Genomic DNA, 20,916 nt, shown 5'->3' with positions numbered 1-20,916 from the left:
GGATCAGGCGGCGTCGAAGTCGATGACGACCCGTTCGGTCAGCGGGCGCGACTGGCAGGTCAGGACATAGCCGGCCTCGACCTCCCACGGCTCCAGCGAGTAGTTCTCGGCCATCTCCACCTTGCCTTCGCGGACCTTGGCGCGGCAGGTGCAGCAGACGCCGGACTTGCAGGAATAGGGCAGGTCGGCGCCATGCCGGTGGGCGGCGTCGAGGATGCTCTCGCCGTCATAGGGCAGCGTGAATTCCTTGCGCTTGCCGTCCTGCAGGATGGCGATGGTCGCGGCGTCGGTGGGGGTGTCGGTCGCCACCTTCCTGACCGTCGGGCGCGCCGGGGTCGTGGTGCCGAACAGTTCGACGTGGATGTTGGCAGGCGGCGTGCCGCAGGCGGCCAGGGCGTCGCGCACCTCCTCCACCATCGGCTGGGGGCCGCAGAGGAAGGCCGCGTCGATGTCTTCCGCCTTCAAGGGACCGGCGCAGAGTTCGTGCACCAGACCGGCGCCGATGCGGCCACCCAGCAGCCCGGCCTCTTCCGGCTCGCGGCTCAGCACATGGTGGATGACCAGCCGGCCGATGTAGCGGTTCTTCAGATCCTCCAGCTCTTCCCGGAAGATGATGGAGGAGACGGTGCGGTTGCCGTAGACCAGGACGAACCGGCTCTTCGGCTCCTGCGCCAGCACGGTCTTCAGGATCGACATCACCGGGGTGATGCCGCTGCCGGCGGCGAAGGCGACATAGGTGCGCGCCGCGTTCGGGTCGATGGGGGTGTGGAAGCGCCCCATCGGCGTCATCACCTCCAGCACCGCGCCGGGCGCCAGCGACTGGTTGGCGTGGGTGGAGAACAGGCCGCCATCGACCTTCTTCACCGCCACGCGCAGTTCGCCCTCATCCACGCCGGAGCAGATGGAGTAGGAGCGCCGCACCTCCTCGTTCCCGATGTGGGTCTTGAGGGTCAGGTACTGGCCCTGGACGAAGCGGAAGCGATCGGCGAGATCGGCCGGCACGTCGAAGGCGATCGACACGGTGTCCGCGGTCTCCCGGCGGCACTCGCGGATGGTCAGCGGGTGGAAGCTGGGGGTGGTCATGGGCTCGGGATCCTTGTGGAGCGGATGCGACGATGCCCCCTCCCTAACCCTCCCCCGCTCTCGGCCGGCCGGAGGCCGGTCCGATTGCGGGAGAGGGGACTGCCGTCGATCTGGCGCGTGCTCCCTCTCCCGCAAAGCGGGGGAGGGTTGGGGAGGGGGCATCCACCGAAAGCACTCAATGGCATTTGAACACGTCGAACGGTTCGAGGCAGGCGTTGCAGGCGTGCAGCGCCTTGCAGGCGGTGGAGCCGAAGCGGCTGATCTGGCGGGTGTCCTGCGATCCGCAGCGCGGGCAGGCGATCACCTCGTCGGGCGCGGTCAGCGACCGCTTGCCGGATGCCGGCGGCGGGACGATGCCGACCTCGGCCAGCTTTTCGCGGCCGGTGTCGCTGATCCAGTCGGTCGTCCAGGGCGGGGCGATCACCACCGAGACGCGGGCGTCGAGCTTGGCACGGGCCAGCGCGGTTTCCGCCTCCAGAACGATGACATTGGTGGCGGGGCAGCCGGAATAGGTCGGCGTCAGCGCCACCGACAGCCGCCCTTCCGCGTCGGCGGACACCGCGCGGACAATGCCGAGATCGACGATGCTCAGCACCGGAATCTCCGGATCCATCACCCCGGCCAGCGCGTCCCAGGCGGCCTTTACGACCGCATCGGCGCCCGGTTCCGGTCCCCAGCAGCCTGCTGCATCCGGCATCTCGGCCTCACCAGGTCGCGTCGGGATAGGCGCGCGGCAGGAACTGCATCTCGGCCAGCAAATAGCCGAGATGCTCGCTGTGCTCGCCGCGGCGGCCGCCCTTCTGCATCCAGCCGTCGGCCGGGCGGTCGAGCGTCGCCTCCTCCAGCACCGCCTCGACGCGGGCGGTCCAGGCGGCCTTCATCTCGGCCGGGTCGGGGACGATGCCGGCGGCGACCAGCGCCTGTTCGGCCTCGTCACGCTCGAACATCTCGCCGGTGTAGGGCCAGAGGCGACCGAGCGCGTCGGCAACCTTGGCGTGGCTGACGTCGGTGCCGTCGCCCAGCCGCACCAGCCAGTCGCCGCTGTGGCGGACATGGTAGCGCACCTCCTTCACCGCCTTGGCGGCGATGCCGGCCAGCGTCTCGTCCTTGGAGGCGCAGAGCCGCTCATACAGCCCCACCGACCAGGCATCGTGCAGAAACTGGCGGACGATGGTGTGGCCGAAGTCGCGGTTCGGCTGCTCGACCAGAAGGTGGTTGCGGTAGTCGAAGACGTCGCGCCGGTAGGCGAGGCGATCCTCGTCGCGGCCCTTGCCCTCCAGCTCGCCGGCATAGGTCAGCAGCATGCGGGCATGGCCGACGAGGTCGAGCGCGACGTTGGTCAGCGCGATGTCCTCTTCCAGCTCCGGCGCATGGCCGCACCATTCCGACAGCCGGTGCCCCAGCACCAGCGACGTGTCGCCCAGCCGCAGCGTGTATGCGAACAGGGCCTCTTTGAGATCCATGCTCATCAGATGTTCTTCACGTCTGCAGGGATGTCGTAGAAGGTCGGGTGGCGATAGACCTTGTCGTCGGCCGGATCGAACAGGCTGGCCTTCTCCGAGGGGTCGGAGGCGGCGATGCTGGCGGCGGGGACCGCCCAGATGCTGACGCCCTCGCCGCGGCGGGTGTAGACGTCGCGGGCGTTGTCCAGCGCCATGCGGGCGTCGGCGGCGTGCAGGCTGCCGACATGCTTGTGCGACAACCCGTTCTTCGGCCGGATGAAGATCTCGAACAGCGGCCAGTCCTTACGATCCATGGTCTCGTTCCCTCGGAATTCTTTGGTCAGCCGGCCTTCTTCAGGGCGCGCTGCTTGCGTTTGGCGGCATGGGCGACGGCGGCCTCGCGCACCCAGGCGCCGTCGTCCCACGCCTTGCGGCGGGCCTCGATGCGCTCGCGGTTGCAGGGGCCGTTGCCCTTCAGGATCTCGTTGAACTCGGTCCAGTCGATGGCGCCGAATTCGTAATGGCCGGTCTCGGCGTTGAAGCGCAGCTCCGGGTCCGGGATGGTCAGGCCCAGGAACTCGGCCTGCGGCACCGTGGCGTCGACGAAGCGCTGGCGCAGCTCGTCGTTGGAGAAGCGCTTGATCTTCCAGGCCATGTTCTGGGCGGAGTGGGCGGACTGGTCGTCCGACGGGCCGAACATCATCAGCGACGGCCACCACCAGCGGTTTAGCGCGTCCTGCGCCATCCGCTTCTGCTCCCGCGTGCCCTGGGCCAGCGCCAGCATCAGCTCGTAGCCCTGGCGCTGGTGGAAGCTCTCCTCCCGGCAGATGCGGACCATGGCGCGGGCATAGGGGCCGTAGGAGCAGCGGCAGAGCGGCACCTGATTCATGATCGCAGCGCCGTCGACCAGCCAGCCGATGGCGCCGATGTCGGCCCAGGTCGGGGTCGGGTAGTTGAAGATGCTGGAATACTTGGCTTTGCCCGACAGCAGCTGGCCGACCAGCTCGTCGCGCGACACGCCCAGCGTCTCGGCGGCGCTGTAGAGATAGAGGCCGTGCCCGCCCTCGTCCTGCACCTTGGCCAGCAGGGCCACCTTGCGGCGCAGAGTCGGCGCGCGGGTGACCCAGTTGCCTTCCGGCAGCATGCCGACGATTTCCGAATGGGCGTGCTGCGAGATCTGGCGGACCAGCGTGCGGCGGTAGCCCTCCGGCATCCAATCGCGCGGTTCGATCTTCTCTTCGGCGTCGACGCGCTCCTGGAAGCGGCCCTGGAGAGCGGCGTCCTGTTCCGTCACCAAGCGGGGAGACGGTTGAGCGCCCTGCTCGGTCTTGGCATCCAAACCCTGCGTGTACATCGGCATCCCCGAGATGGATCGCGTGTCCAGCGAACATTTTCTGAAAGCAAAATATGATACAGATCAAAGACTGTAAAGCGGATTTGTGTGTCGCTTTTGGGGTGGGGTGGCAGGTCTCAAAAATTCTTTTGAAAATCAGAAACTTGCCTTCGCGATTCAGCGCATGTCTTTGGTCTCGCTCGACCGGATGAGGGCGTGCGTGGGCCTGCACCGATACACAGTCGATGCGGATTTTAAGTTTTTGTGCGATGCAGAAGAGGCAAGACGAAGGGGGAGGGGCGCTGCCGGGCTCATAACCGACAACGGCGCTCTGGTTTGGGCGGCGGAGTGGCAAGAGTCCGCCACGTCCGCATGCGCCCTCTGCCGGCCCCCTATCTGTCCGACGGGTGTCCGGCTTGCTTTACGGTATTTGCGACGGCCCTCGGGCTCGCCGTAGGCAGAGGAGAATCGATGGGGGCTTACGACGCCCGCAATGCCCCCAGGAACCCGTCCACCTCCTGCCGCATCCGACCGGCATCGCCGGTGACGGTGTCGACCGACCGCACCATGACGCTGCTCGCCTGTTCGGCGGACGCGGCGGCGGCGGTGACGGCGGCGATGTTGTCGGAAACCGTGCGGGTGCCGTCGGCGGCGTCCTGGATGTTGGCGGCGATCTCGCCCACTGCGGCACTCTGCTGTTCGACCGCGGCGGCGACCTCGCTGGCGATCTCGTTCAGGCGGGCGATGGTGCGGGTGACGGCGCCGATGGTGTCGACCGCGGTGCCCGACGCGCTCTGGATTTCGGCGATGCGCGCCTGGATCTCGGCGGTCGCCTTGGCGGTCTGGCCGGCGAGCTGCTTGACCTCGCTCGCCACGACGGCGAAGCCTTTGCCGGCCTCTCCGGCGCGGGCCGCCTCGATGGTGGCGTTCAACGCCAGCAGGTTGGTCTGGCCGGCGATGCCGGAAATCATGTCGACCACCTTGCCGATCTCCTCGGCGGCTTCGGCAAGGCTGCCCATCACGGCGGTGCTGCGTTCGGCATCGCGGGTGGCGTCGGCGGCGATGCCGGCGGAATCGGCGACCAGCTGCGAGATGCCGGCGAAGCTGGCCGACAGTTCGGCGGTGGCGGCGGCGACGCTGTCGACATTGGCCGAGGCACGGCCGGCCGCCGACGACACCGCGTCGGAATGGCGCGCCGTCTCGGCGGCACCCTCGGCCATCGCTGCGGCGGCGGCGGTCATCTCGGTGGTGGAGGCCGACAGCGCCTCGACAAGGCGCTTCACCGTCGCCTCGAAGCCGTCGGCGAGCGTGCGCAGTTCGCGGCGGCGTTCCTCGGCGGCGGCGGTCTTCAGCCGCTCCTGCTCCTGCTGCAGGCGTTCGGTGTCGAGCATGGTGTCGCGGAAAACGCGGGCGGCGGTGGCCATGCGGCCGATCTCGTCGCGGCGGCCCTCTTCGAAACTGGCGGTGAAATCGCGGGCGGCCAGCCGTTCCAGCGAACTGGCGACATCGAGGATCGGGCGGGAGATGCCGCGCACCAGCACGGCGCCGAAGCCGAGCGCCAGCAGCGTGCAGAGCGTCACCCCGCCCAGCACCATGCCGTGAGCGCTGTTGTAGACCGCCGCGCCCTGGTCGGCGACGGCGCCGGCGTCGACCATCGTGCCCTCGACCAGCGCGTCCAAAGCCTCCTGCACGCGGGCGAAGGCGACGGCGCTGGGGCGCTTGAAGACGCTGACGGAGGATTGGGCGTTCCCGTCGCGCGAAAGGCCGCGCACCCGTTCGGCGGCCGATGCGTAGGTGGTCCAGGCCTCGTCGAACGCCGCCAGCCGCGCCGCACCCTCGCCGCCGGTGAAGCGGGATCCTGCGGCCTGACGGCGCGCCGTCACCTCGGCCACCGCGTCGGTCCAGCCCTTTTCGGCCTGGTTCACCTGCATCTCGTTGGTGGCGAGCGCATAGGCGGCTTCGGCGATGCGATGGCTCTGCGCGGCGGAGGTCAGTTGACCGGCCAGCTGGGTCGCAGGCAGCGAGCGGCTGCGCATCGTCTCCGCGGCATTGTTTAGGATTTCCAGCCGGCTGAGCGTGAACAGTCCGAAGGCGGCGGCCATCACCACGGTGCCAAGCACGGCGACGATGATCTTGGCGCGGATGGTGAGACGTCCGAATACACGAATTTTAGCCAATTTGTCCGCACCCCCGCCAAGCTTCCGGCAAGAAGACATCCCGCCCGAAGGAATTATTCGACCCTCAATCTTACTAATCCGAACGTTTAAAATTATCAACGCGGAAGGTGAGTGAAATGGTCGGAGATCGCGGGGAACCGGGCAATGGTCACAGTCCGGGGAAGGACGCGGGCGGGGAAACGGCCCCAAAACGAAACGGCCGCCGCACCCGGTTGGTGCGGCGGCCGTTTCGGGACCGGCTGAGGATGGAGATCAGGCGGCCTTGCGAACGGAACCCAGCTCGGTGAACAGCTTCACCACGGCTTCGACGAACTCGTTCAGCTGGTCCTGGCCCAGGGCCGAGACCGTGATGTCGTCGACGACCAGAGCCTCTTCGCTGATCCGGCCACCGGCGGCGGTCAGGTCGGCGCGGTAGGCTTCCGGGGCGGCCAGCAGGCGGCCGCGCAGCTTGCCGGGGATCGCCAGCAGCTGGATGCCCTGGTCGATGGCGGCGATCGGCTTGCCGGCATCCAGGAAGTGGCCGACGATGCGGCGGGTGTGGGCCGACTGCTGCAGCTTCGCCACGCTGCGCTCACCGCCCGGCAGCAGCAGCATGTCGAAGTCGGCGCCGAGCGCCTCGCTCAGATGCTTGTCCACCGGGAAGTAATGGCCCCAGGACTTGCCGTGCCAGCCGTTGACCAGACCCGTCTCGGTGGAGATGGTCCGCAGCGTCGCGCCGGTCTTGATCAGGGCGCGTTGCGGCTCGGTCATCTCCGCTTCTTCGAAGCCGTTGGAGACGAGGATGGCGATGGACTTTCCTGCGAGCGATTGATCCATACTGTCTTGTCCTTTCATCGTTTCACCAAAGAACGCCGGAGCATCTCCGATGGCATGTCCGCCAGGGGAGAACCCGCCGGGGCAAGTGGCGGTCGGGAAACGGTCATCGCCGCGCACGGGAATGCGCGGCGGCCAGTTCCGCCCGCCGGTGGCCCAAAGTCGGGTGCCGGCGTGTGGGACCTTTACGTCCCGGATCGGTTTGTTTTCAGCATGCGGACTTAATTGGTCCCGATGCGGTCCCAAGTCAACAAGGGATTCCGCGGCGCACCCAAGACCGGGGCGGCCCTGAAACCGGCCATCGCAGTGGATTTGTCCGCATTTTCCAGCCCAGTTCAAGACTTTCGGGCCAGCCGGGCCGTACCACCGGTTGATGCCATGCAGGGCTGCCATACCATGGAGGCGTGGCTTCACCGACGGATTATCGCCGATGACCCTTGCCGGATCCGTTCGGGCATAAAAAAGCGGCCGGGGGGAAGGCCCCCGGCCGTCGGCAAGTCAAAGCATCAGCCGTTCGAAAAGATCCAGCTCGCACACTGGATCACGGACCAATCCCGATGATCGGAACCTGCGATCAATGGAACTGGTCAGCCTCGGTGGAGTCCTTGTACGCGGTGGTCGAGGAGGTGCCGCCGGAGATCGCCGTGGCGACCGCGTCGAAGTAGCCGGTGCCGACTTCGCGCTGGTGCTTGGTGGCGGTGTAACCGTCCTTCTCGGCCGCGAACTCGGCCTGCTGCAGTTCGGAGTAGGCGGCCATGCCGCGCTCGGCGTAACCCTTGGCGAGCGTGAACGCCGAGTAGTTCAGGCTGTGGAAGCCGGCCAGCGTGACGAACTGGAACTTGTAGCCCATGGCGCCCAGCTCGCGCTGATACTTGGCGATGGTGGCGTCGTCCAGGTTGGCCTTCCAGTTGAAGGACGGCGAGCAGTTGTAGGCCAGCATCTTGCCCGGGAACTGCTTGTGCACGGCCTCGGCGAAGCGGCGGGCTTCGTCCAGGTTCGGCTTGGAGGTCTCCCACCACATCAGGTCCGAATACGGCGCGTAGGACAGGCCGCGGGCGATGCAGTGATCGACGCCCATGCCCTTCTTCAGGCGGAAGAAGCCCTCGGTGGTGCGGCCGCTGTCGAAATCGATGAAGGGATGGTCACGCTCGTCGATGTCCGAGGTGATGAGCTGCGCCGACTCAGCGTCGGTGCGGGCGATCACCAGGGTCGAGGTGCCGCAGACGTCGGCGGCCAGACGGGCGGCGTTCAGCGTGCGGATGTGCTGCTGCGTCGGGATCAGAACCTTGCCGCCGAGGTGGCCGCACTTCTTCTCCGAAGCCAGCTGGTCTTCCCAGTGCACGCCGGCGGCACCGGCCTTGATCATCGACTTCATCAGCTCGAAGGCGTTCAGCGGGCCGCCGAAACCGGCCTCGGCATCCGCGATGATCGGCGCGAACCAGTAGGTGTCGCCCTTGCCCTCGGAGGTCTGGATCTCGTCGGCGCGCTTGAAGGTGTTGTTGATGCGCTCGACGACCGCCGGGACCGAGTTCACCGGATACAGGCTCTGGTCCGGGTACATCTGGCCGGCCGTGTTGGCGTCACCGGCGACCTGCCAGCCCGACAGGTAGATGGCCTTCAGGCCGGCCTTGACCGCCTGCATCGCCTGGTTGCCGGTCAGCGCGCCCAGCGTGTTGATGTAGGGCTCGGTGTTCAGCAGCTCCCACAGGCGGCGGGCGCCCAGCTCTGCCAGCGTGTACTCGATCTTGACCGAGCCGCTCAGACGCTTGACGTCGTCCATGGTGTAGTCGCGGCGGATGCCCTCGTAACGGGCGGCGTGGATGGCGGCCTTGGTCTTTTCATCGAGCGACATGGGTCAGGTTCCTTGTTGTCCGGTGCGCCCGGTTGATCGGCGCGGAACTGGGGTCTCGGGGCGGGCCTTTTGTCGGTCCCTGCGGCTGTTGTGCAGCGGCGTTTCCTCCCGCCGGTTTCATCTGCACTTTTCCGTCTTCGGGGCCGCTTGCGCTTTACAGCGCGGCCGTGAACCAAGACTTAAACCTGCCCTGAGTGCGTTGCAATAAGCCCTTGTTTGTAAAAAGGTCCGTTTGTAAACTGCCGTCTTCACAAAGCTGTAAATCGGTAAATCTTGTAAAGCGGAGAGGCGCGGTGGCGACTATGGAAAAGAAGGCGATGCTGGGTCCGAAGGTCCGCCGCCTGCGCCGCGACCACGCCCTGACCCAGGCGCAGATGGCCGAACAGCTGGGCATCTCCCCCAGCTATCTGAACCTGATCGAGCACAACCAGCGCCCGGTGACGGTGCCGCTGCTGCTGAAGCTGGGCCAGCAGTTCGGCGTCGATCTGCAGGCATTCGCCGAGGATGAGGAAAGCCGGCTGGTGGCGGGCTTGCGCGAGGTGTTCTCCGACCCGCTGTTCGACGGCTCCGACATCAAGAACCAGGATTTCCGTGAGCTGGCGGCGGTGGCGCCGACGCTGGGGCAGGCGGTGGTGGCGCTCTATCGCGGCTTCCGCGGTGCGCGCGACGATCTGCAGGCCCTGGCGGAGCGGGTGGCCGACCGCGAGAAGCTGCATCTGGTGCAGGCCACCGGCTTCCCGCAGGACGAGGTGCGCGACCTGTTCCAGGCCCATTCCAACCATTTCCCGGAATTGGAGGCGGCGGCGGAAAGCCTGTGGCAGGACGGCAAGCTGGAGCGCGGCGACCTCTATCGCGGGCTGGTCGACTGGCTGAACACCCAGCACAGCGTCCGCGTCCGCCTGCTGCCGTCGGAGGTGATGGGTTATGCCGTGCGGCGCTTCGACCGCCACAGCCGACGCATCCTGCTGTCGGAGATGCTGGCGCCGTCGGGCCGCACCTTCCAGCTGGCCTGCCAGATCGCGCTGCTGCGCCACCGCGACCTGCTGAACGGCATCGTCGACGCCGCCAACCTGTCGGACGACGAGGCGCGGCGGCTGACCCGCATCGGGTTGGCCAACTATTTCGCGGCGGCGGTGCTGATGCCCTACGACCGCTTCCACGAGGCGGCGACCCAGCTGCGCTACGACATCGAGATCCTGCGGCGGCGCTTCGACGCGTCGTTCGAGCAGGTCTGCCACCGGCTGACCACGCTACACCGGTCGGGGGCCAAGGGCGTGCCCTTCTTCTTCATGCGGGTGGACAGCGCCGGCAACGTGTCGAAGCGTTTTTCCGGCGCCGGTTTCCACTTTGCCCGCTTCGGCGGCGGCTGTCCGCGCTGGATCGTCTATGAGGCCTTCCGCACGCCGGGCAAGATCCACAGCCAGATGGCGGAGATGCCGGACGGCACCGCCTATTTCTCCATCGCCCGCACGGTGGTGAAGGCGGGCGGCGGCCACCGCAGCCCGCCGCAGCAATTCGCCGTCGCTCTCGGCTGCGATGTCCAGCATGCGGCTCAGGTCACCTATGCGGACGGGTTCGACCTGTCCAACACCGACGCGGCGACGCCGATCGGCGTGAATTGCCGGCTCTGCCCACGGCTGGACTGTTCTCAGCGGGCGTTTCCGCCGCTGAATCATCGGCTTATCGTCGATGAGAACCTGCGCGGCCTCTCCCCCTATCTGTTCGCGCCGCCCAGCGCAGAATAAGGAGCGGAATAGCGGGCGAATTGACCGGGATCAATGTTGTACGGCGTCGTTTGTGTTGTTTGCCGGAAAGCCCGTCATTCGACTGGTAGAAATCCGTGGCCTTTGACCGGGTTTGTTGATAGGTTTCGACCGTTGCGTCGCGGCAGCTCCGCTCGCGTCCTCGCGCACCGGCCACCTGAACGCAGCGTCCCGGACTTTGGTATTGAACATTGCCAACCGAGTTGGCCTCGACAGGTTTTGGAACGCCCCATGAGCAACTTGATCAAAGAGCGCGTGCTGACCGTTCACCACTGGACCGACACGCTGTTCAGCTTCACCACCACGCGCGATCCGTCCTTCCGCTTCCTGCCGGGGCAGTTCACCATGATCGGGCTGGAGGTCGAAGGCCGGCCCCTGCTGCGCGCCTACAGCCTCGTCAGCGCCCATTACGAGGAGACGCTGGAGTTCTTCAGCATCAAGGTGCAGGACGGCCCGCTGACCTCGCGCCTGCAGCACCTGAAGGAAGGCGACACGCTGCTGGTGAACCGCAAGGCGACCGGCACGCTCATCACCGACAACCTGCTTCCCGGGCGGAACCTGTATCTGCTGAGCACCGGCACCGGCCTGGCGCCGTTCCTCAGCATCATCAAGGACCCGGAGATGTACGAGAAGTTCGACCGGGTGATCCTGACCCACGGCACCCGTACCGTGGCGGAGCTGGCCTATGACGACCTGATCCACCACAGCCTGCCGGAGAACGAGTTCTTCGGCGAGCAGGTGAAGGAAAAGCTGCTCTATTACCCGACCGTGACGCGCGAGCCCTTCCGCAACCAGGGCCGGCTGACCACGCTGATGGAAACCGGCAAGCTGTTCACCGACCTGGGCCTGCCGGAACTGGACGCCGAGAAGGACCGCGTGATGATCTGCGGCAGCCCGGCGATGCTGGCCGAGACCACCGCGATGATGGAAAAGCGCGGCTTCGTCATGGGCACCAACGGCGAGCCGGGCGGATTCGTCATCGAGAAGGCGTTCGTGGAGCGGTGAGATTGGGGGGTGTCGTCTTACGAATGCCCCCTCCCCAACCCTCCCCCGCGTTCCGCGAGAGAGGGAGTAAGTGCAAGAGCGGCGGCAGTCCCCTCTCCCACAAAAGGTGGGGGAGGGTTAGGGAGGGGGCCAAGGACTTCCCCACAAAGTCACACTTCCCGCCGGAATAAACTCCCCCTCCCGCCGGTTTACCATTCCGTGACGAAGGCACGTCACTCAATCCTTGACCGACTGGGCGCGCTTCCTCCGGGGGGCGCGCCCATTTTCTGTCCGCACCCGGTGAATAAAATCGCCGTCTGGCCTGTTGGTGCGACGGTCACCGTTCAAACCGTCAAGCCTTTGGTGTAGACATCCCGCCCATGCGCCTGATCCTCATCCTCGCCGCGATGATCGTCGCCGGCCTCGCGAATCTCGCCGTCTGGTCCCTGCCCAACCGCCCGGTGCCGCTCGATCCGCCGCCGGGGGGCAAGCTGCGCAGCGTGTCCTTCGCGCCCTTCCGCGACGGGCAGAGCCCGCTGACCGGCGTCCTGCCCTCCACCGCACAGATCGAGGAGGACATGGTCGCCCTCGCGCCGCAGGTGGCCGGCATCCGCACCTACACCTCGCTGGAAGGCTTGCAGGTGGTGCCGGAACTGGCGCGCAAGCATGGTCTGCAGGTCACCATGGGGGCGTGGCTGTCCTCCCGGACCGACAAGAACGAGGCGGAGATCGCCTCGCTGATCGACCTCGCCAACCGCTATCCCGACGTCATCACCCGCGTCATCGTCGGCAACGAGGTGCTGCTGCGCCGCGAGCTGACGCCGGAGCAGGTCGCCGGCTACATCGACCGCGTCAAGGCGGCGGTGAAGCAGCCGGTGTCCTATGCCGACGTGTGGGAATGGTGGCTGAAATACCCGCAGATATCCTCCCACGTCGATTACCTGACCATCCATCTGCTGCCCTATTGGGAGGACGTGCCGGCCGGCGTCGAGGGCGCGACCGAGCGCATCCGCCAGAGCTACCGCACCATCGCCCACCGTTTCCCCGGCAAGCCGATCCTGGTCGGCGAGACCGGCTGGCCGACGCAGGGCCGCTCGCGCGGGGCCGCCGTGCCGGGGCTGGTCAACAAGGCGAAGTTCGTCAACGCCTTCGTCCGCATGGCCGAGCAGGAGGGCTTCGATTACAACGTGATCGAGGCCTTCGACCAGGAATGGAAGGCGAAGCTCGAGGGCACGGTCGGCGGCCATTGGGGCCTCTACAACGCCGATCGCACGCCGAAATTCTCGCTGGCCGGGCCGGTGGTCGGCAATGTCGCGTGGCCCTGGCTGTTCGCGGTGTCGAGCGGGCTGGCGCTGGTGCTGCTGGGCGGGCTGGCGCTGCTGCGCCGCCATCTGCCGGGCACCGGCTGGGTGGCGCTGATCCTGCTGGCGCAGGCGCTGTCCACCCTCTATGTCCGTGCCGCCTTTGTGGCGGAGCATGGCAAGCATTACTGGCAGGACACCACGCTGGCCGTGGTCATGCTGGCGCTGACCGCCGCGCTGGCGCTGGCGGTGCTGCTGACCGCCCACCGCACGTTGGCGAGCGGCGGTCTGGCGCGCGAGCCGCTGGTCGGCCTGCGCCACGCCCGCCCGGCCCTGACCCGCACCGAGCGGGTGGGGCGGTGGAGCGCCGTCGCGCTGGGCGCGGTGGCGCTGGTCTGGTCGCTGCTGATCGTCTTCGACGGCCGTTATCGCGACTTCCCCAACCCGTATCTGCTGATCCCGGCGGTGGCGCTGCCGGCGCTTGGGCTGATCCGCGCCGCCCGCCGGCCGGTCGGGACGGAGACGCGCAACGCGCTGGGCATCGCCAGTCTGTTCCGCCCGGCCGTCCCCACCGCCGACGGCGAACCGCGCGGCCTGTGCGGCGCCGTCCGCCGCCTGCCGGTCGAGTCGGCCCTGGGCTTCTCCTTGCTGCTGGGGGCGCTGCTGACGGTGCTGGCGGAGGGCTTCGTGCCGCTGGAATCGCTGATCTACGGCCAGCTTCCCTTCATGGAGGCGCTGCACGAGGTCGATTGGACGCGGCCGAACTGGGAGGCGCTGGGCTGGGCGGCCCTGCAGATCCTGCTGGCTCTGCCCTTCCTGGCCGGGGTGTGGAGCGCCTGGCGTCCGCTGCGGCGGATTTGACGCCAGTCGGCCGCCAGCCAGCCATTGCGCCGGCCGCCGCGCTGTGGATTGATGGACGGGTCCTTGGCTCTACCCGGAGACCCGTCCGATGTCCCCCGATCTGTGGCTCGCCTTCGCCGCCGCCTCCGCCATCATGCTGATGATCCCCGGACCGACGGTGCTGATCGTCGTGTCCTATGCGCTGGGCCATGGGCGGCAATCGGCGATGGCGACGGTGGCGGGGGTGGCGCTGGGCGATTTCACCGCGATGACCGCCTCGATGCTGGGGCTGGGGGTGTTGCTGTCGACCTCGGCGGCGCTGTTCACCGTGCTGAAATGGATTGGCGCCGCCTATCTGGTCTATCTCGGCATCAAGCTGTGGCGGGCGCCGGTCAAGGGGGTGGAGACGGTGGCCGACGAATCGGCGGTGCGGCCCTGGCGCATGATGCTGCACACCTATGCCGTCACCGCGCTGAACCCCAAGAGCATCGTCTTCTTCGTCGCCTTCCTGCCGCAGTTCCTCGACACCGGCCGGCCGCTGACCGGGCAGATGGTGGTGATGGAGGCGACCTTCCTGGTGCTGGCGACGCTGAACGCCGCCGGCTATGCCCTGCTGGCTTCGGCGGCGCGGCGCGCGGTGCGGAGGCCGTCGGTGCAGCGGGCGGTCAACCGGGTCGGCGGGTCGCTGCTGATGGCGGCCGGGCTGCTGACCGTCGCCTGGAAGCGGACGGCCTGACGCCGACGCCGGTTTGTTGACAGATCGTGATGGCTTCATCGAAAATTGTTGGCGCATTGGGAGATGCACGCGCCGGTAAATTTTCGGAATGCCGGCCGAGCGAATCGAACCGCGGGGGCGGTGATGGCCGACGGCTGCGACAGGGGCGGGAACGGCGACGGCATGGATGATCGCCGGCGGGAACCGGCAAGCGATGTGCTGGAATTCGCCGCCGAGACCGAAGACGCCGCCGATCATGATGGAGACGGCTGGCGGCGCAATCCGCCCTGGCTGATCCTGATCGTCGACGACGACCACGAGGTCCATGCCATCACCCGCGTCGTGCTGGGCGAAATGAGCTTCGAGGAGCGGCCGGTCCGTTTCCTGTCGGCCTACACCGCGCGGCAGGCGCGGTCGCTGCTGGTCGAGCATCCGGGCATCGCCGCCATCCTGCTGGACGTGGTGATGGAGACCGACGATGCCGGTCTGAAGCTGGTCCGCCATATCCGCGAGGAGATGGGAAACCGGCAGGTCCGCATCATCCTGCGCACCGGCCAGCCGGGGCAGGCGCCGGAACGGCAGGTGATCGCCGCCTACGACATCAACGACTACAAGGCGAAGAGCGAGCTGACGGCGCAGAAGCTCTACACCGCCGCCGTCGCAGCATTGCGCTCCTACCAGCACATCGCCACCATCGAGCGCGGCCGGCAGGGGCTGGAGCGGGTGATGGAGGCGGCCGATCATCTGGCCGGGCTGCGCTCGCGCTCGCAATTCCTCGCCGGGCTGGTCGGTCGGGCGGCGGCGCTGCTGACCGATGTCCAGTCCGCCATCCTGTGCGGGATGGGGGAGGGCGACCAGCCGTCGATCCTGGCGGAGGCCGGACTGCCGGCCGACCTGCCGGCGGAGGTTGCGGCCGACATCGTGGCGGCGCTGGGCGATGGTCAAGCGCGCTGGGGGAGCCGGCATGGGGTGACGGTGTTGCGCAGCCGCGATGCGGCACCGCTGGCGCTCTGCCTGCTCGGCGGCCCGTTCGCCGAGGGCGACCGGCCGCTGGTGGAGTTGCTCTGCACCAAGGCGGCGGTCGGGCTGGACAATCTGCGGCTCTATGAACGGCTGAACCAGGCGCAGATCGCCACCGTCCATGCGCTGGGCAAGCTGGCCGAATACAAGGACGAGGTCACCGGCGACCATGTGAAGCGGCTGGGCCGCTGGGCCACCGCCATCGCCCGCGAGTTGTACGCCCGCAATGCCTTCGCGGAGGAGCTTGACGACTGGTTCTGCGACACCATCGGGCTGGCCAGCGTGCTGCACGACGTCGGCAAGGTCGGCATCCCCGACGCCATCCTGCGCAAGCCGGGCCGGCTGGACGAGGCGGAGATGGCGGTGATGCGCGACCATGCGTCCATCGGCGGCAACATCCTGCGCGACGCCTGCGGCGGCGACCGCCGCGGCTATCTGTCGATGGGAGCGGAGATCGCGGAGAGCCATCACGAGAAGTTCGACGGCAGCGGCTATCCGCAGGGGCTGGCCGGCGACGCCATTCCGCTGGCCGGCCGCATCGTCGCCGTCGCCGACGTGTTCGACGCGCTGCTGCACCGTCGTCCCTACAAGAAGGCGTGGGACATCGGCGAGGTTCTGGAGTTGCTGCGGGCGGAGGCCGGCAGCCATTTCGACCCGCGCGTGGTCGACGCCTTCCTGGCGGTGCTGGAGCGCGAGGGGGCGGGGGTGTAGGACCTGCCGCCCCTGTCGCAAGCGCTATTGGGGTCAGACGCCCAGCACGTCGCGCATGCTGTAGAGGCCGGGCGTCTTGTCCTGCGCCCACAGGGCGGCGCGGACGGCGCCCTTGGCGTAGATCTGGCGGCCGGATGCCTTGTGGGTCAGCTCGACCCGCTCGCCTTCGCTGGCGAAGATCACGGTGTGGTCGCCGATGACGTCGCCGCCGCGCAGGGTGGCGAAGCCGATCTCGCCGCGCGGGCGGGCGCCGGTGTGGCCGTCGCGCACCTTCTGCCAGACATCCTCCAGCGCCACCCCGCGTCCGGCCGCTGCGGCACGGCCGAGGCCGAGCGCGGTGCCCGACGGCGCATCGACCTTGCGGCGGTGGTGCATTTCCAGGATGTCGATGTCGAAGTCGTCGTCCAGCGCGTGGGCGACCTGCTCCACCAGCGCCAGCAGCAGGTTGACGCCCAGCGACATGTTGGGCGACTGGACGATGGCGGTGTGGGTGGCGGCGGCGGCGATGGCCGCCTGCTGCGACGGGTTCAGGCCGGTGGTGCCGACGACCAGCACGGTTTCCGACTGGGCGGCCAGCGCGGCGTGCCGCTCCGTCGATTCGGGGCTGGTGAAGTCGATCACCGCGTCCGCCTCCGCGAACAGGGCGACCGGGTCGTCGATGGCGGTCACGCCCAGTGGCTCCAGCCCGGCCAGAATGCCGATATCCTTGCCCAGCGCCGGGCCGCCCACCCGCTCGGTCCCGCCGGCCAACGTGCAGCCCGCGGTCGCCGCGATCTCGCGCACCAGCATCTGGCCCATGCGCCCCGCGCACCCGACGACACCGATCTTCATGACGCCCGTCCTCCGTTCAGCTCTGCCGGCCAGATCTTCCGGCCGTACCTTCCCGCCCTCCCAGCGGTTTAGCACAGGCCCGGCCGGGGCTTAAGCACCAAGGCAGCCGCGCAGCGATGCGGCGAGATTGCGCATCAGGGTGGGGTAGAGCGCCTCGCCCTCCGGCAGGTCGGCGCCCTCGGGGTCGAGCACGCCGGTCTTGGCCTTGGTGCCCTCGACCACCGTGCGGACCAGCGTCGGTTCGAACTGCGGTTCGGAGAAGACGCAGGCGGCGTTCAGCCCGGCGATCTTGGCGCGGATGGCGGACAGCCGCTTGGCCGAGGGACGACGGTCCGGGCTGACGGTGATCGATCCCACCGCCGACAGGTCGTAGCGCGCCTCGAAATACTGGTAGGCGTCGTGGAAGACGACGAAGGGTTTGTCCTTCACCGGTGTCAGCGTGGCCTTCAGCTCCGCATCCAGCGCGTCGAGCGCCTGCAGCGTGCGGTCGGCGTTGGTGCGGTAGGCCTCCGCATCGGCCGGGTCCTTGGCGGCCAGCGCGTCCGCCGTCGCCGTGACGATGGCGCGGGCGTTGGCGGGATCGAGCCAGATGTGGCTGTTCAGCTCTTCATGTTCGTCGGCATGGCCGTGCTGCTCATGGCCATGGTCGTGGGCTTCCCAGGCGCCGCCCTCGCGGGCTTGCAGCAGGGTCAGGCCTTTCAGGTCCATCAGGGTCAGCCGCGTCGCCTTCGGCGCGTTGGCCTGCAAGGGCTTTTCCAGGAAGCCCTCCAGTTCGGGACCGACCCAGACCACCAGATCGGCAGCGGACAGCGCCTTCGCGTCCGACGGCTTCATCGTGTAGCTGTGCGGGGAGGCGCCGCCACGGACCAGCAGAACCGGCTCGCCCACCCCGTGCATGACCGAAGCGACAAGGGAATGGATCGGCTTGATCGACACCACCACCTTCGGCGCCTCTGCCCAGGCCGGTAGGGCGGTGGTGGCGACGAGAGCGCTCATTGTGCCGGTCAAAAGGGTGGACAGCGCGAATCGACGCATGGGAGGGATCCTCTCGACTTGCTGGACAGGTCGCTGGTTTCAGCGCATAGGGAAGTCACGCTCAACTGGTGTCACGTTATAACATAACATGTCAACACCCGCTCTTTCCCGGGATGCGTCCGCGCTGGTCGCCGGCCCGCTTGCCTGGACCGAGGATCTGACCGTCCGTTTCGGCCGCCGCACCGTGCTGGACCGCGTCAACGTCGCCGTCCAGCCGGGGGAGGTGGTGACGCTGATCGGCCCGAACGGCGCCGGCAAGACGACGCTGGTCCGTGCCGTGCTGGGGCTGGTGGCGCCCGACGGCGGGCGGGTGCTGCGGCGCCCCAACCTGCGCGTCGGCTACATGCCGCAACGGCTGTCGGTGGATCGCACACTGCCGCTGACCGTGCGCCGATTCCTGGCGTTGTGGCGGCCGGTGACCGCCGACAAGGTGGAGGCGGCGCTGGAAGAGGCCGGGGTGACGCGGCTTGCAGACTCGGCGGTGCAGACGATTTCCGGTGGCGAGATGCAGCGGGTGCTGCTGGCCCGCGCCCTGCTGGGTGAACCGGACCTGCTGGTGCTGGACGAACCCGACCAGGCTGTGGACGTGCATGGGCAGGCGGAGCTGTTCAACCGCATCGCCCAGGTGCGGCAGCGGCGCGGCTGCGGCGTGCTGCTGGTCAGCCACGACCTGCACACGGTGATGGCGCGCACCGACCGGGTGATCTGCCTGAACAGCCATGTCTGCTGTTCCGGCCGGCCGGAGGATGTCAGCCGCCATCCGGAATATCACGCGCTGTTCGGCGGCCATGCCCGCGATCTGGCCGTCTATGTCCATCACCACGACCACGCCCATGCCGAGGATGGCAAGGTCGTGCATGACCATGACGGGGATTGCTGCCATGGATGAGTTCGTGATCCGCGCCCTGCTGGCCGGCGGTGGCATCGCCCTGCTGGCCGGGCCGCTGGGCTCCTTCGTGGTGTGGCGGCGCATGGCCTATTTCGGCGACACGCTGGCCCATTCGGCCTTGCTGGGCGTGACGCTGGGCTTCCTGCTGGGCGTCAATCCGATGATTGGCGTGATGGTGGTGTGCGTGACGCTGGCGCTGGCGCTGGTGGCGTTGCAGAGGCGGCGCAATCTCGCGGCCGACACGCTGCTGGGCATCCTGTCGCACGGCTCGCTGTCGCTGGGGCTGGTGGCGCTGGCCTTTCTGGAGACCTTGCGCGTCGATTTGATGGCCTATCTGTTCGGCGACATCCTGTCGGTGACCGATGGCGACCTGATGGCGATCTACAGCGGCGGCGCGGTGGCGCTGACCGGCTTGGCGCTGCTGTGGCGCCGGCTGCTGGCGGTGACGGTGGACGAGGATCTGGCGCGGGTGGAAGGCATGCCGGTCGACGCCCTGCGGCTGGCCTTCATGCTGCTGATCGCACTGGTGATCGCCATCGCCATGAAGATCGTCGGCATCCTGCTGATCACGTCGCTGCTGATCATCCCGGCCGCCTCCGCCCGCCGCTTCGCCCGCACGCCGGAAGGGATGGCGGTGCTGGCCTCGGTCCTGGGCATTCTGGCGGTCATCGCCGGGCTGCTGGCGTCGCTGAACTGGGATTTGCCGGGGGGACCAAGCGTGGTGGTGGCCGCCGCCGCCCTGTTCCTGCTGGGATCGCTTGTGCCTGTGCGGCGTTGATGTGCGGCGCTGACCGCAATTAGGGAAAGAATACGACTGCGTGAGTTTCCCGTTTGCGGACGTGCCCGCCTGCGCCATAGTCCGCCGGCGGACGCAGTGGCGGATGGGCCGCCACTGCCGCCGTACCAACGGAGGGCTGGAGGATGGAGAAGATCCTCACTCTCCTGATCCTGGTGCTGGAGATCGTCAAGCGGCTGCTTGACCTTCTGATGCACTAAGATCGGGCGGGCGGGCCGGGGAGTACCATTCCTCGGCCTGCCTACCCCCGATATTGGTGCGGCACCCGCCCGCTGTCAACGGGGTGCCAGAAAACACTCATTCGTCGATATTGCGCGCCAACACTTCGCGTTTGCCGGAGTGGTTGGGCTTGCTGACCACCCCTTCGGTTTCCATCCGCTCGATCAGGCGGGCGGCGGAGTTGTAGCCGATGCGCAGCTGGCGCTGGATGAAGCTGGTCGAGGCCTTGCGCTCCCGGCAGACCACCGCCACCGCCTTGTCGTAGAGGTCGTCGCCCGATCCGCCGCCGGTGCCGGGCAGGCTGCCGTCGTCGAAGGATTCCTCGCCCTCCTCGTCCTCCAGGATGGCGTCGACATAGTTGGGCTCGCCCTGCGCCTTGAGGAACCTGACGATCTGTTCGACCTCGTGGTCGGAGACGAAGGGGCCGTGAACGCGGGTGATGCGGCCGCCGCCGGCCATGTAGAGCATGTCGCCCTGGCCCAGCAGCTGTTCGGCGCCCTGTTCGCCCAGGATGGTGCGGCTGTCGATCTTCGACGTCACCTGGAAGCTGATGCGGGTCGGGAAGTTGGCCTTGATGGTACCGGTGATGACGTCGACCGAGGGGCGTTGCGTCGCCATGATCAGATGGATGCCGGCGGCGCGCGCCATCTGGGCGAGGCGCTGGATCGCCGCCTCGATGTCCTTGCCGGCGACCAGCATCAGGTCCGCCATCTCGTCGACGATCACGACGATGTAGGGCAGCTCGGTGAGGTCGAGAGGCTGCTCCTCGAACAGCGGCTTGCCGGTGTCGGGGTCGAAGCCGGTCTGGACGCGGCGGGTCAGCGACTCGCCGCCCTCGCGCGCCTCGCGCAGGCGGACGTTGTAGCCCTCGATGTTGCGCACGCCCAGCTTGGACATGTTGCGGTAGCGGTCCTCCATCTCCCGCACCGTCCATTTCAGCGCGACCACCGCCTTCTTGGGATCGGTGACGACGGGCGTCAGCAGGTGGGGGATGCCTTCATAGACCGACAGTTCCAGCATCTTTGGGTCGATCATGATGAAGCGGCAGCGCTCCGGCGGCAGCCGGTAGAGCAGCGACAGGATCATGGTGTTGATCGCCACCGACTTGCCCG

18 protein-coding genes are annotated in these 20,916 nt (G+C 67.8%); 7 read left to right on the top strand and 11 right to left on the bottom strand.

The features are described 5' to 3' along the window. Positions 1-3: 3 nt before the first annotated feature. The 8 genes from paaE to aceA all read right to left on the bottom strand — a co-directional run bounded on the left by paaE (position 4) and on the right by aceA (position 8,700). Positions 4-1,083 carry a 1,2-phenylacetyl-CoA epoxidase subunit PaaE gene (gene paaE, locus TSO5_RS14220; RefSeq protein ID WP_109152191.1) on the bottom strand — a complete coding sequence of 360 codons (1,080 nt, stop codon included), beginning with the start codon at positions 1,081-1,083 and terminating at the stop codon, positions 4-6. Between the two features lie 175 nt (positions 1,084-1,258). Beyond that, on the bottom strand, positions 1,259-1,780 hold the full coding sequence (paaD, locus tag TSO5_RS14215; RefSeq protein WP_109152190.1) for a 1,2-phenylacetyl-CoA epoxidase subunit PaaD: 522 nt from the start codon (positions 1,778-1,780) through the stop codon (positions 1,259-1,261). 7 nt (positions 1,781-1,787) lie between these two features. After that, positions 1,788-2,552, bottom strand: coding sequence for a 1,2-phenylacetyl-CoA epoxidase subunit PaaC (gene paaC / locus TSO5_RS14210; RefSeq protein WP_109152189.1), 765 nt, complete (start codon positions 2,550-2,552; stop codon positions 1,788-1,790). Further along, positions 2,552-2,839 carry a 1,2-phenylacetyl-CoA epoxidase subunit PaaB gene (gene paaB, locus TSO5_RS14205; protein ID WP_014189511.1) on the bottom strand — a complete coding sequence of 96 codons (288 nt, stop codon included), beginning with the start codon at positions 2,837-2,839 and terminating at the stop codon, positions 2,552-2,554. The genes paaC and paaB overlap by 1 nt, the downstream gene beginning before the upstream one ends. A gap of 26 nt (positions 2,840-2,865) precedes the next feature. Beyond that, positions 2,866-3,879, bottom strand: coding sequence for a 1,2-phenylacetyl-CoA epoxidase subunit PaaA (gene paaA / locus TSO5_RS14200; protein ID WP_109152188.1), 1,014 nt, complete (start codon positions 3,877-3,879; stop codon positions 2,866-2,868). A gap of 458 nt (positions 3,880-4,337) precedes the next feature. Beyond that, the gene (locus TSO5_RS14195) at positions 4,338-6,035 is read right to left on the bottom strand and encodes a methyl-accepting chemotaxis protein (protein ID WP_109152187.1); all 1,698 of its coding nucleotides are present in this window, start codon (positions 6,033-6,035) and stop codon (positions 4,338-4,340) included. A 252-nt stretch (positions 6,036-6,287) separates the two neighbouring features. Beyond that, a complete protein-coding gene (locus tag TSO5_RS14190) occupies positions 6,288-6,851 on the bottom strand; it encodes a DJ-1/PfpI family protein (RefSeq protein ID WP_085092123.1) in 564 nt (187 codons plus the stop codon). 571 nt (positions 6,852-7,422) lie between these two features. Next, positions 7,423-8,700 (bottom strand): isocitrate lyase, encoded by a 1,278-nt coding sequence (gene aceA / locus TSO5_RS14185; RefSeq protein ID WP_109152186.1) that lies wholly within the window; start codon positions 8,698-8,700, stop codon positions 7,423-7,425. 302 nt (positions 8,701-9,002) lie between these two features. On the opposite strand from aceA, the gene TSO5_RS14180 reads away from it, so the two are divergent. From TSO5_RS14180 to TSO5_RS14160, 5 genes are all read left to right on the top strand, one after another. Next, positions 9,003-10,445, top strand: coding sequence for a short-chain fatty acyl-CoA regulator family protein (locus TSO5_RS14180; protein WP_109152185.1), 1,443 nt, complete (start codon positions 9,003-9,005; stop codon positions 10,443-10,445). 249 nt (positions 10,446-10,694) lie between these two features. Further along, on the top strand, positions 10,695-11,468 hold the full coding sequence (locus tag TSO5_RS14175) for a ferredoxin--NADP reductase (protein ID WP_109073373.1): 774 nt from the start codon (positions 10,695-10,697) through the stop codon (positions 11,466-11,468). A 359-nt stretch (positions 11,469-11,827) separates the two neighbouring features. Beyond that, positions 11,828-13,609, top strand: a complete 1,782-nt coding sequence (locus tag TSO5_RS14170) for a glycosyl hydrolase family 17 protein (RefSeq protein ID WP_109152184.1) — start codon at positions 11,828-11,830, stop codon at positions 13,607-13,609. 88 nt (positions 13,610-13,697) lie between these two features. Continuing rightward, positions 13,698-14,324, top strand: coding sequence for a LysE family translocator (locus tag TSO5_RS14165; protein WP_109152183.1), 627 nt, complete (start codon positions 13,698-13,700; stop codon positions 14,322-14,324). 162 nt (positions 14,325-14,486) lie between these two features. Next, a complete protein-coding gene (locus tag TSO5_RS14160; RefSeq protein WP_247870757.1) occupies positions 14,487-16,034 on the top strand; it encodes a response regulator in 1,548 nt (515 codons plus the stop codon). A 33-nt stretch (positions 16,035-16,067) separates the two neighbouring features. On the opposite strand, the gene dapB is transcribed toward TSO5_RS14160, so the two are convergent. Together dapB and TSO5_RS14150 are read right to left on the bottom strand one after the other, a co-directional pair. Continuing rightward, on the bottom strand, positions 16,068-16,865 hold the full coding sequence (dapB, locus tag TSO5_RS14155; protein WP_109152181.1) for a 4-hydroxy-tetrahydrodipicolinate reductase: 798 nt from the start codon (positions 16,863-16,865) through the stop codon (positions 16,068-16,070). Between the two features lie 90 nt (positions 16,866-16,955). Beyond that, positions 16,956-17,900 carry a zinc ABC transporter substrate-binding protein gene (locus TSO5_RS14150; RefSeq protein WP_109152180.1) on the bottom strand — a complete coding sequence of 315 codons (945 nt, stop codon included), beginning with the start codon at positions 17,898-17,900 and terminating at the stop codon, positions 16,956-16,958. Positions 17,901-17,988: 88 nt separating this feature from the next. Between TSO5_RS14150 and znuC the strand changes: the two genes are divergently transcribed. Together znuC and znuB are read left to right on the top strand one after the other, a co-directional pair. Then, entirely contained in the window at positions 17,989-18,789 is an 801-nt protein-coding gene (znuC, locus tag TSO5_RS14145; RefSeq protein ID WP_199230901.1) for a zinc ABC transporter ATP-binding protein ZnuC, read from the top strand. Next, the gene (gene znuB / locus TSO5_RS14140) at positions 18,782-19,567 is read left to right on the top strand and encodes a zinc ABC transporter permease subunit ZnuB (protein ID WP_109152179.1); all 786 of its coding nucleotides are present in this window, start codon (positions 18,782-18,784) and stop codon (positions 19,565-19,567) included. Before znuC ends, znuB begins: the two co-directional genes overlap by 8 nt. A 315-nt stretch (positions 19,568-19,882) precedes the next feature. Here the strand turns inward: znuB and TSO5_RS14135 are convergent. Continuing rightward, positions 19,883-20,916, bottom strand: a 1,034-nt coding sequence (locus TSO5_RS14135; RefSeq protein WP_282183513.1) for an FtsK/SpoIIIE domain-containing protein, incomplete at its 5' end; no start/stop codon positions are given.

The organism is Azospirillum sp. TSO5 (genome assembly GCF_003116065.1).
Lineage (GTDB): Bacteria > Pseudomonadota > Alphaproteobacteria > Azospirillales > Azospirillaceae > Azospirillum.
The sequence above is the reverse complement of the archived record's forward strand: the minus strand, read 5'-3'. Positions and strand labels throughout refer to the sequence as shown.